The sequence below is a fragment of the Pseudomonas sp. KH_046_1 genome, from assembly GCF_057839025.1.
Map to the genome: position 1 here is coordinate 5,827,901 of NZ_CM174481.1, position 11,004 is coordinate 5,838,904.

The 11,004-nt window shown below is 58.3% G+C and carries 9 protein-coding genes; 6 read left to right on the forward strand and 3 right to left on the reverse strand.

The genetic code is table 11. From position 1 onward, the window contains the following. Positions 1–158: 158 nt before the first annotated feature. Positions 159–1,046, forward strand: a complete 888-nt coding sequence (gene rarD / locus AC3IT9_RS26765) for an EamA family transporter RarD (protein WP_046039417.1) — start codon at positions 159–161, stop codon at positions 1,044–1,046. A gap of 215 nt (positions 1,047–1,261) precedes the next feature. On the opposite strand, the gene AC3IT9_RS26770 is transcribed toward rarD, so the two are convergent. Beyond that, complete coding sequence (locus tag AC3IT9_RS26770) at positions 1,262–1,780, reverse strand: glycine cleavage system transcriptional repressor (protein ID WP_095944918.1); 519 nt, start codon at positions 1,778–1,780, stop codon at positions 1,262–1,264. A gap of 568 nt (positions 1,781–2,348) precedes the next feature. Here AC3IT9_RS26770 and AC3IT9_RS26775 point away from each other — a divergent pair. Further along, complete coding sequence (locus AC3IT9_RS26775; RefSeq protein ID WP_489271373.1) at positions 2,349–4,526, forward strand: malate synthase G; 2,178 nt, start codon at positions 2,349–2,351, stop codon at positions 4,524–4,526. 74 nt (positions 4,527–4,600) lie between these two features. On the opposite strand, the gene AC3IT9_RS26780 is transcribed toward AC3IT9_RS26775, so the two are convergent. Continuing rightward, a complete protein-coding gene (locus tag AC3IT9_RS26780) occupies positions 4,601–5,512 on the reverse strand; it encodes an EamA family transporter (RefSeq protein WP_150725160.1) in 912 nt (303 codons plus the stop codon). Between the two features lie 361 nt (positions 5,513–5,873). Continuing rightward, a complete protein-coding gene (locus AC3IT9_RS26785; protein ID WP_489271374.1) occupies positions 5,874–6,332 on the reverse strand; it encodes a response regulator in 459 nt (152 codons plus the stop codon). 253 nt (positions 6,333–6,585) lie between these two features. On the opposite strand from AC3IT9_RS26785, the gene AC3IT9_RS26790 reads away from it, so the two are divergent. The 4 genes from AC3IT9_RS26790 (at position 6,586) to AC3IT9_RS26805 (ending at position 10,946) form a co-directional block, all read left to right on the forward strand. After that, positions 6,586–8,526 carry a putative nucleotidyltransferase substrate binding domain-containing protein gene (locus tag AC3IT9_RS26790; protein ID WP_489271375.1) on the forward strand — a complete coding sequence of 647 codons (1,941 nt, stop codon included), beginning with the start codon at positions 6,586–6,588 and terminating at the stop codon, positions 8,524–8,526. Continuing rightward, positions 8,523–9,230, forward strand: coding sequence for a 3'-5' exonuclease (locus AC3IT9_RS26795; RefSeq protein ID WP_489271376.1), 708 nt, complete (start codon positions 8,523–8,525; stop codon positions 9,228–9,230). The genes AC3IT9_RS26790 and AC3IT9_RS26795 overlap by 4 nt, the downstream gene beginning before the upstream one ends. A gap of 226 nt (positions 9,231–9,456) precedes the next feature. Continuing rightward, positions 9,457–9,975: an RNA polymerase sigma factor gene (locus AC3IT9_RS26800; RefSeq protein WP_008048225.1), complete on the forward strand. Its 519-nt coding sequence runs from the start codon at positions 9,457–9,459 to the stop codon at positions 9,973–9,975. Continuing rightward, on the forward strand, positions 9,972–10,946 hold the full coding sequence (locus AC3IT9_RS26805) for a FecR domain-containing protein (RefSeq protein ID WP_489271377.1): 975 nt from the start codon (positions 9,972–9,974) through the stop codon (positions 10,944–10,946). The genes AC3IT9_RS26800 and AC3IT9_RS26805 overlap by 4 nt, the downstream gene beginning before the upstream one ends. Positions 10,947–11,004 lie beyond the last annotated feature (58 nt).

Consider the following 11,004-nt stretch of genomic DNA (forward strand, 5'->3'; position numbering starts at 1 on the left):
TGCTGTCTGGATAAACGCATTGCCCTTGCGTTCTTCGCGAGCAGGCTCGCTCCTACAGAGACCGATGTTCACAAATGACCTACCTATTCAGTCAGGACATTCGCAGACAAATCTCCTTACAATCCCCTCTTTGTTAGCTGCCTAAGCAAGGATTCTGCATGCAAGCCGCCAACCCGCGTCGCGGGTACATTCTAGGCCTGAGTGCCTACATCATCTGGGGGCTTTTCCCCCTCTACTTCAAAGCCATCGCCAGCGTGCCCGCCGTGGAAATCATCATCCACCGGGTGCTATGGTCGGCGCTGTTCGGCGCCTTGTTGCTGATGGTCTGGAAGCATCCAGGTTGGTGGCGCGAGCTGCGGGAAAACCCGCGGCGCCTGGCGATCCTGGCCCTGAGCGGTGCGCTGATCGCGGCCAACTGGTTGACCTACGTCTGGTCGGTGAACAACGGACGCATGCTGGAGGCCAGCCTCGGCTACTACATCAACCCGTTGGTGAACGTGTTGCTGGGCATGCTGATCCTCGGCGAACGGCTGCGGCGCATGCAATGGATTGCCGTCGGTCTGGCAGCTGTCGGTGTGGCACAGCAGGTCTGGCAAGTCGGCAGCCTGCCATGGGTGTCGCTGGTGCTGGCACTGACCTTCGGTTTCTATGGCCTGATTCGCAAGCAGGCGCCGGTCAAGGCGCTGCCGGGGCTGGTGGTGGAAACCTGGATGCTGGTGCCGATTGCCCTCGGCTGGTTGCTGCTCAATCCGACGGCCAGCAGCGCCCAGGCCGAATTCTGGACCACCTCCCAAGCCTGGTGGTTGGTCGCCGCCGGCCCGATCACGCTGGTGCCGCTGGTCTGCTTCAACGCTGCTGCACGGCATTTGCCCTACACGACATTGGGCTTTCTCCAGTATCTGGCGCCGACACTGGTACTGCTGCAAGCGGTCCTGCTGTTTGGCGAGCACCTGTCGTCCAGCACCTTGGTAGCGTTCATGTTTATCTGGGCCGGCCTGGCGGTTTACAGCATCGATGCGTGGATAAGTTTGCGCCGCCGCAGCTGATCAAAAAACACACAAAACTCTACAGACCACGTCTCCCGTGGTCTGCATCATTCCTTCCCAAGGTTATCCACAGCGTGATCCCCGCCGATTGTGCGCAAGTGGCTGAAACTGCTGGTTTTTTGATCAGACTCTGAAGAACCCCGGCCGGCGTGGGCTGGCGGGGTGTCTCTACAGGTTATCCACAGGCGGGTGCACGTTTAACTTGGATAACCTGATCAGGGTTCACTGCGCAGCACCAATTCGACCATCAGGTCGTCAGCCAGGGTTTCCAGGCGCGATTGCAGCACGTCCAGCGACAGCGTCAGCGGGACCGCAAGAATCGCTTCGGCGTGAAACAGCGGCTCGCTGCTCATCGGTGCCGGACGCACTTCGGTGACCAGCCGTTCCAGATTCACCCCCTGCTCGCTCAGCAAGCGCGTGATGTCACGCACGATCCCCGGACGATCATTGCCCACCAGTTCCATGGCGATCGGTTTCCAGGTGCAGGATTGTTCGATACCGCTTTCAGCGATCAATACGCGAATATCCTGGGCGGACAAACCCTGCAGGGCATCGACCAATTCGTCGTAGGCCTCGGCCGGCACCCCCACTCGAAGAATCCCGGCGAATTGTCCCGCCATGCGCGACATGCGGCTTTCCAGCCAGTTGCCGCCGTGCTCGGCAATGCATTGGGCAATGCGCTCGACTTGCCCGGGCTTGTCCGGAGCAAAAACAGTGAGTACGAGGTGGTCCATGGCACAGCCCTCTAGTCATGACTTTTGTTATAGAGAACCAAGTATAGGCAAGGGTTGGAAGGTGCCTGGGCAGATCCGGAATCAATGGTGTATCGACTGGCCTCTTCGCGGACAAGCCCGCTCCCACAGGGTCATGCGCTGTCCTTGTGGGAGCGGGCTTGCTCGCGAATGGTTGCACCGCCGATCTGACTGACCCAACAAATCGTGTACAACTTTTGATATTTAACTGGAACAATCTACTGGTTTTTTGAGAACATCCTGCTCCGCGCCGTGACCGCAATGCGTCATGGGGTCGCAGAACGACGTAATTAGTCTAATTTTCACAACCGCAATTCATCATGTAGTATGCCGCAGCGCGCACTACATAACGTTGGATCGATGTCTGCCGCAGGCACGTTCGCAACCCTGAAAGCCCTGTCAGCAAGGCCCCAAGCCGTTGATTGGTCCCAACCCAGCCGCCTGTCATGGGCATGTACTGGTAGAGGGGTTTGTGGTTTAAATGGCCAACGGCTTCATTGTTAAATTGAAGAGCTGAAAAGCGAAATAGCTGAGCAGAGTGAGGCAAGCAATGACTGAACACGTTCAAGTCGGTGGCCTGCAGGTCGCCAAAGTCCTGTTCGACTTCGTGAACAACGAAGCCATTCCCGGTACCGGCCTCACCGCCGATAAGTTCTGGGCCGGTGCCGACAAGGTCATCCATGACCTGGCGCCGAAGAACAAAGCCCTACTCGCCAAACGCGATGATTTCCAGGCTCAAATCGATTCCTGGCATCAGGAACGTGCCGGTCAGACGCACGACGCCGTGGCCTATAAAGCCTTCCTGCAAGACATCGGTTATCTGCTGCCAGAAGCGGCCGATTTCCAGGCAACGACGCAAAACGTCGATGAAGAAATCGCCCGCATGGCCGGCCCGCAGCTCGTGGTGCCGGTGATGAACGCCCGCTTCGCACTCAATGCCTCGAACGCCCGCTGGGGTTCGCTGTACGATGCGCTCTACGGCACCGACGCCATCAGCGAAGCCGACGGCGCGGAAAAAGGCAAAGGCTACAACAAGGTGCGCGGTGACAAGGTCATCGCTTTCGCCCGTGCCTTCCTCGACGAAGCGGCGCCTTTGGCGGCCGGCTCCCACGTCGACTCCACCGGTTACAAGATCGTCGACGGCAAACTGGTGGTCGCCCTTAAAGGCGGCAGCAACAGCGGCCTGCGCAACGATGCGCAACTGATCGGCTACCAGGGCGATGCCGCTGCACCGACCGCGATCCTGCTGAAAAACAACGGCCTGCATTTCGAAATCCAGGTCGACGCCAGCACCCCGGTCGGCCAGACCGACGCGGCCGGCGTCAAAGACATCCTGATGGAAGCGGCGCTGACCACCATCATGGACTGCGAAGACTCGGTTGCCGCCGTCGACGCCGATGACAAAGTGGTGATCTACCGCAACTGGCTCGGCCTGATGAAGGGCGATCTGTCGGAAGATGTCGCCAAGGGCGGTCAGACCTTTACCCGCACCATGAACGCCGACCGCACCTACACAGCGGTCGATGGCAGTGAACTGAGCCTGCACGGTCGTTCGTTGCTGTTCGTGCGTAACGTCGGTCACCTGATGACCATCGACGCGATCCTCGACAAAGACGGTAACGAAGTGCCGGAAGGCATTCTCGATGGCCTGGTGACTTGCCTGGCATCGATGCACAACCTGAACGGCAACACCTCGCGCAAAAACACCCGCACCGGCTCGATCTACATCGTCAAGCCGAAGATGCACGGTCCTGAGGAAGCGGCGTTCACCAACGAGCTGTTCGGTCGCATCGAAGACGTGCTGGGCCTGCCGCGCAACACCCTCAAAGTCGGGATCATGGACGAGGAGCGTCGTACCACGATCAACCTCAAGGCCTGCATCAAGGCAGCGAGTGAGCGCGTGGTGTTCATCAACACCGGTTTCCTCGACCGCACGGGCGATGAAATCCACACCTCCATGGAAGCCGGCCCGATGGTGCGCAAGGCGGACATGAAGGCGGAAAAATGGATCGGCGCCTACGAGAACTCCAACGTCGATATCGGCCTGAGCACCGGCCTGCAAGGTCGCGCACAGATCGGTAAAGGCATGTGGGCCATGCCTGACCTGATGGCGGCGATGCTCGAACAGAAAATCGCTCACCCGATGGCCGGTGCCAACACCGCCTGGGTACCATCGCCGACCGCTGCTGCGCTGCACGCGCTGCACTACCACAAGGTTGACGTGTTTGCCCGTCAGGCCGAACTGGCCAAACGTGCCCACGCTTCGGTGGACGACATCCTGACCATCCCGCTGGCGGTGAACCCGCAGTGGACCTTTGAGCAGATCAAGAACGAACTGGACAACAACTCACAGGGCATTCTTGGTTATGTGGTGCGCTGGATCGACCAGGGCGTTGGTTGTTCGAAAGTGCCTGACATCAACGACGTCGGCCTGATGGAAGACCGTGCAACGCTGCGTATTTCCAGCCAGCACATCGCCAACTGGCTGCGCCATGGCATCGTCACCGAAGAGCAAGTGATGGAAAGCCTCAAGCGCATGGCGCCGGTGGTTGACCGTCAGAACGCCGGCGACGCGCTGTACCGTCCGCTGGCCCCGAACTTCGACAGCAACATCGCCTTCCAGGCGGCGGTCGAACTGGTGGTCGAAGGTACCAAACAGCCGAACGGCTACACCGAGCCGGTCCTGCACCGTCGTCGTCGCGAGTTCAAGGCGAAGAACGGGTTGTAAACCAGCTCCCTCCACAGCAATCCCCCGGTTGAAGAACCGGGGGATTTTTGTTTCTACGTCCTGCAAATGCAGAACTATCTCCTGAAACGCAACGCGTTTGCAGCGATGTGGCGGCCTATTCTCGTTGCATTCATGAACAAGGCAATTCCAAGGACCGTAATGATGAGCGCAAACAGTTTTTCGCCACCAATGGGCTCGTCGAGCACATACCACGAGGTCAAGATACCCGATATCGGAACAATCACTGACAACGGTGCAACCTGGCTCGCCGGATACTTCTCAATCATTCGGTTCCACACCCAATACCCGAATACCGTCGCCACATAGGCCTGGAACAGGACAGATGCCAGCACTGGAGCAGTTATGTCCGTTAGCAACGACTGGAAAGGGGCTGCGCCCTTGACCCAGTAAGTCATCAGGTATAGAGGCGGTGTTGCATACAGACTCGACCAAACGACAAAGGAAAATATATCAGCCACTTTGCTTCTCTTGACCAGCACATTGCAAAGACTCCAGAACAATGCGCCGAGCAGTACCAGAAAAAGTCCAAAGCTTTCGGCATCACCGTGTGTTACATGAATAATGAACATCAGCCCCACCAACGCCATGAGAATACCGGCCACTTGTATTGCCGTCATTTTCTCGCCAAACAGCAACACTCCCCAGATAACCGTGAAAAAAGCACTGAATTGCAAGAGCAAAGATGTCACGCCGGCACTGACGCCAAGAAACATGCCGTAGTTCATCAGCCAGCACATTCCGATACCAAACAACAAACCGTAGACGATAGTTACAAAAGTACTGACACCTTTCGGTTTCGGGATGAAGAACACCAGTGGCAATGCACAGAAAGTAAAGCGCAACGCTGTCAATATGAACGGATCGATACCGTCTAGACTGATATCAATGACCGTAAAATTACTGCCCCACATGACTGTCACACCGACAATAAGTACAAGATCGCGAAATTCAATTTTCTTTATCATACCGTCCTCATAGCGACACACAACCACACAATCCAGGAGGAGTAATGACCTTTGTCGGTATTTTATCCACAGGAACTAGCCGCAGACTGAATACACGACAACCATCGGCATACTCAAGCCACTAAAAAGCGGAGTGCCAAACTGATAACCCGGATAGTGCTACGACAGATTTTATTAAACCAAGTACAACATCAAATAGATGCCTGCATTGGCTTTCAAGAACTGAACGATAACTGAATAATCGAAAGAAGAAACAAGCTATTTGTGAGTAGCCTTTTCGCAGACCAATTAGATAAACTTAATTACAAGTTAAACCCACCAAAACAACTCCAGCCTGTAACTAACAATTACAGGCGCCCAGTTATTTAATGCCCAATTCGCGCTTTACCAGTGTCAGCAGATGACTGGCATCAATCGGTTTGAGTAGAAAGTCCACCACGCTCAAATGCATCGCGGCGATCGCATCCTTCACGTCGGCGTCACCCGAGACAATGATGATCGGCAATGCCGCTCTTACCGATTCGCGTACCTGACGGATCAGTTCCAAACCGTCAACGCGGCCCATCCGCAGGTCGGTGATCAGTAAACCGATCGAAGGCTTTTTGATCTCAGCCTCGGCTTCCAGGATCTTGAGTGCCGCTTCGCCACTGGCCGCGGTCAGGCAGCGAATGCCCTCTAACGCGAGGATCTCTGACAGCAGCGTCCGGGCGTCTTTATCGTCGTCGACGATCAGCACCCGTTGCAACGGCAGGTCAGGTTCCAGCATGACGGCACTGAGCGCTTCGCGCTCGGCGTCACTCAAAATATCGTGGTCGGACATGGCGTTCCCTACATGTTCAATTCATTTCCCTGGCACAGTGCTGAATCATCACTGAGCAGACCACCAATGTGCACTTCGTCGGATATTTTTCCAATAGCAGAATAGAGAGGTTTTTCTCACCGTTGCGTAAGGTTTTTCCGACATTCCATCACCCTGATTGCCTACCTAGACTTACGTCCAATGGGCACCCCGGCCACAGGGGTCGACCATGTCTGGGTCATCCGACTACAACAATTCAAAAAAGACTGCGGTAATGGTTATGAGTAAAGCGGACGCCTTCACACAGGCAGGGAAAACCGCGGTGTTGCAGAACATCCAGGGCACGTTGCAATTCCTTCAGCGCTTCCCGCCCTTCAACCAGATGGAACACGCTCACCTGGCGTATCTGGTCGAGCAATGTCAGCTGCGTTTTTACGCCCCCGGCGAGAGCATCATCAAACCTGCCGACGGGCCGGTCGAGCACTTCTATATCGTCAAGCAAGGCCGGGTCGTAGGCGAGCGTCCGCATACGGCAAAAGGTGGCACCGAAACGGTCTTCGAGATCACCACCGGCGAGTGTTTCCCCCTTGCGGCATTGCTGGGTGAACGGGCGACCCGCACCGAGCACCTGGCCGGCGAAGACACCTTCTGCCTGCAATTGAACAAACCGGCGTTCGTCCGCCTGTTTTCGCTATCGGACGCCTTCCGCAACTTCGCCCTGCGCTGCGTCAGCAGCCTGCTGGATCAGGTCAACCAGCAAGTGCAGCAAAAAGCCGTAGAAACCCTGGGCACCCAATATTCGCTCAATACCCGACTGGGCGAATTGGCCATGCGCCACCCGGTGACATGCGCCCCGCAGACGCCATTGCGCGAAGCCGTGACGTTGATGCATGAACAACAGGTCGGCAGCATCGTGGTGGTCAATGATCTCAAGGCGCCACTGGGAATTTTCACCCTGCGTGACCTGCGTCAGACCGTGGCCAACGGCAGCAGTGATTTCAACGAAGCCATCGAAGGGCACATGACCCGGGCGCCGTTCTTCCTGTCGCCGGATCACAGTGCGTTCGACGCGGCGATTGCCATGACCGAGCGTCACATTGCCCATGTCTGCCTGGTCAAGGACCAACGCTTGTGCGGCGTGGTTTCCGAACGCGACCTGTTTTCCCTGCAACGGGTCGACCTGGTGCACCTGGCGCGCACTATCCGCAATGCCCAGAAAGTGGAAAACCTGGTGGCGCTGCGGGGCGAAATCGGTCAACTGGTCGAGCGCATGCTGGCCCACGGCGCGTCTTCGACGCAGATCACCCACATCATCACCTTGCTCAACGACCACACCGTGTGCCGGGTGATCGAACTGACCCTCGCCGAAAAAGGCGACCCCGGCGTGCCGTTCAGCTGGCTGTGTTTCGGCAGCGAGGGCCGTCGCGAGCAGACCCTGCACACCGATCAGGACAACGGCATTCTGTTCGAAGCCAGGGATGCGGCCCATGCCGCCGAGATTCGCGGCAAGCTGCTGCCCATCGCCCAGCAGATCAACCAGAGCCTGGCGCTGTGCGGCTTCACCTTGTGCAAGGGCAATATCATGGCCGGCAACCCCGAGCTGTGTCTGTCCAGGGCCGAATGGGCGCGGCGCTTTGCAGCGTTTATCCGCGAGGCCACCCCGGAGAACCTGCTGGGTTCGAGCATCTATTTCGATTTGCGCGTGGTCTGGGGCAGCGAGCAAGGCTGTGAGCAGTTGCGTCGGGGCATTCTCGATCAGGTCGGCGACAACCGTTTGTTCCAGCGCATGATGGCCGAGAATGCGCTGCGCAATCGCCCGCCCGTAGGGCGTTTCCGCGAATTCGTGCTGGCGCGCAAAAATGGCGAGAAGGCCACCCTGGACTTGAAGATTCAGGGCTTGGCACCCTTTGTCGATGGCGCCCGGTTGCTGGCCCTGGTCCACGGTATCGAAGCGAACAACACGCTGGAGCGTTTTCGCCAGTTGGTCGACAAGGAAGTCATCGACCCCCTGGACGGCGCCGCGTACGAAGAGGCCTATCACTTCATCCAGCAAACCCGCATGCAGCAACACCAACTACAGACCCGGGAGAATTTTCCTTACTCGAATCGGGTCGATCCCGACAGCCTCAATCATCTGGACCGGCGCATCCTGCGTGAGTCCCTGCGCCAGGCACAACGCCTGCAAAGCAGCCTGACTTTGCGGTATCAGTTATGAGCCTGTTTTCGTGGTTGCGCCCGCCGAGCCTTACCCTGCCCGCCCACCTGCAACATCGGCTGGAACAATTACCGACGGCTGCCGACCTGGCGCAGTGCAGCCTGCGCGAGCAACGCTGGGTGGTGCTCGATCTGGAAACCACCGGATTGAACCTGAACAAGGACCACGTGTTGTCCATCGGCGCGGTGGTAATCGAGGACGGGGCCATCGACTTTCGCCAGCAGTTCGAACGCACCCTGCAATATCCGCAAGTGAAACTCGGCCCCAGCGTACTGATCCATGGCATTGGTCCCAGCGCCATTGCAGCGGGCAGCGACCCGGCAGAAGCACTGCTCGATCTGATGGAGTACATCGGGGACAGTCCGGTGCTGGCCTTCCACGCGCCGTTTGACCAGCACATGCTCGGCCGTGCGCTGAAAGATCATCTGGGTTTCAAGTTGCAGCATCCGTTTCTGGACGTGGCGGACATTGCACCGTTGCTATGCCCCCAGGCGCACATTCGCGAGGCCGGGCTGGACGACTGGATCGACTGGTTCAAACTCGAAGTCTTCGAGCGCCACCACGCCAGCGCCGACGCCCTGGCCACCGCTGAACTGGCGCTGATCCTGTTCAGCCGTGCGCGGCAGCAGCAGATTCATAGCCCGTTGAATCTGCAACAGCGCTTGAATCAGTGGAAGCGCCGGCAGCAGGCGCCGTCCTTCTGACCTATACGCAACCCCTGTAGGAGCGAGCCTGCTCGCGAAAATCGTCAACGGCGACACGTTTTTCTGGCAAGACCGAGGTGTCAGATAGTTTTTCGCGAGCAGGCTCGCTCCTACAGGGGTCGTCGCCTAATTCCCACCCGACCAACGCCAATTGCTTACCTCCCTCGCCTCTGCCACAATCGCGAACAATTCTCGTTAGTTAATATTTCCCAATCGGTGATGCGGCGTGTCGTCAGTCCCAAGCCCTCAAAGTGAGCTCGTCGGTGCGTTATATCGCGACCATCGCGGCTGGCTATTGGCCTGGCTTCGACGCAACGTCGCCTGCCCGCAGCGGGCCGAAGACCTGAGCCAGGACACTTTCGTACGTTTGCTGGGTCGAGAGGAACTGAAGGTTCCGCGCGAGCCGCGGGCGTTTCTGGTGGCGATTGCCAAGGGCCTGCTGTTCGATTATTTCCGTCGCGCCGCACTGGAACAGGCCTACCTCACCGAGCTGATGCTGATTCCCGAAGCCGAACAACCGTCGGTGGAAGAACAGCAAATGATCCTCGAAGACCTGAAAAACATCGACCGTTTGCTCGGCAAGCTATCCAGCAAGGCCCGGGCGGCGTTTCTCTACAATCGTCTCGACGGCCTCGGCCACGCAGAAATCGCCGAGCGCCTCGGTGTGTCGGTGCCGCGGGTGCGCCAGTACCTGGCCCAAGGCATTCGTCAGTGCTACATCGCACTGTATGGTGAGCCGACATGAATCCACTCAGTTCCAAACCGGTATCGGCCAACGTGCTGGACGCGGCGATTGCCTGGCAGTTGTCCATGGACTCCGCCAATCCGATAGAGCGCGAAGAGTTCGCCAAGTGGCACGCGGCCCACGAAGAGCACGCCCGCGCCTGGCGCCAGTTGGGCATGCTCGACCAGCGTTTCAGCGTGGCCAGCGGCCCGGCCCGCACGGCCTTGCTGCAATCGCGCGAAGGCATTCGCCGGCGAGTGCGCACGCTTGGCAACGGTGTCGCCAGTGTCGTTGCCGTGATCGGCCTGGCCCTGTTCGCCGGGGATCGTTACCTGCCGATCGACTATTGGCTGGCCGACCAGCGCACCGCCGTTGGCGAGCAGCGCACCTTGCGCCTGGCTGATGGCACGCTGATCAATCTCAATACCCACAGCGCGCTGGATCTGCGTTTCGATGAAAAGCAGCGGCGCATCGTGCTTCAAGAAGGCGAAATCCTGGTCGAAACCGGCCATGGCGATCCCCGGCCGTTCATCGTCGAAACTCGCGAAGGCAGCATGCGTGCGCTGGGTACGCGGTTTCTGGTCAAGCGCGAGGAAGACGGAACGCGCCTGAGCGTCTTGCAGTCGGCGGTGGCGGTTCACCCTGAGTCCAACCCTGACGAACTGATTCTGCGTGAAGGCCAGCAGGTATTGATCCGCAACAACGGCCTGGGTCCGGTTCTGGCCGTCAACCTCGGCGCGGATGCCTGGACCCGCGGCATGCTGGTGGTGGACAACACCCGGCTGGAAGATCTGGTGCATGAAATCGGTCGCTATCGAAACGGTTACGTCGGGGTCGCGCCGGAAGTGGCCGACCTGCGCATCACCGGCAGCTTCCCGCTGCGCGACACTGACCTGGCACTCAACGCCCTGCTGCCGACCCTGCCGGTGCAGATCGAACAGCACACGCAGTGGTGGGTGAAGGTCGTGGCCAAGGCCGATACCAAACCCTGAAATGCTTTGTGTCTGATTAACCGTCATCGCGAGCAAGCTCGCTCCCACATTGGAATGC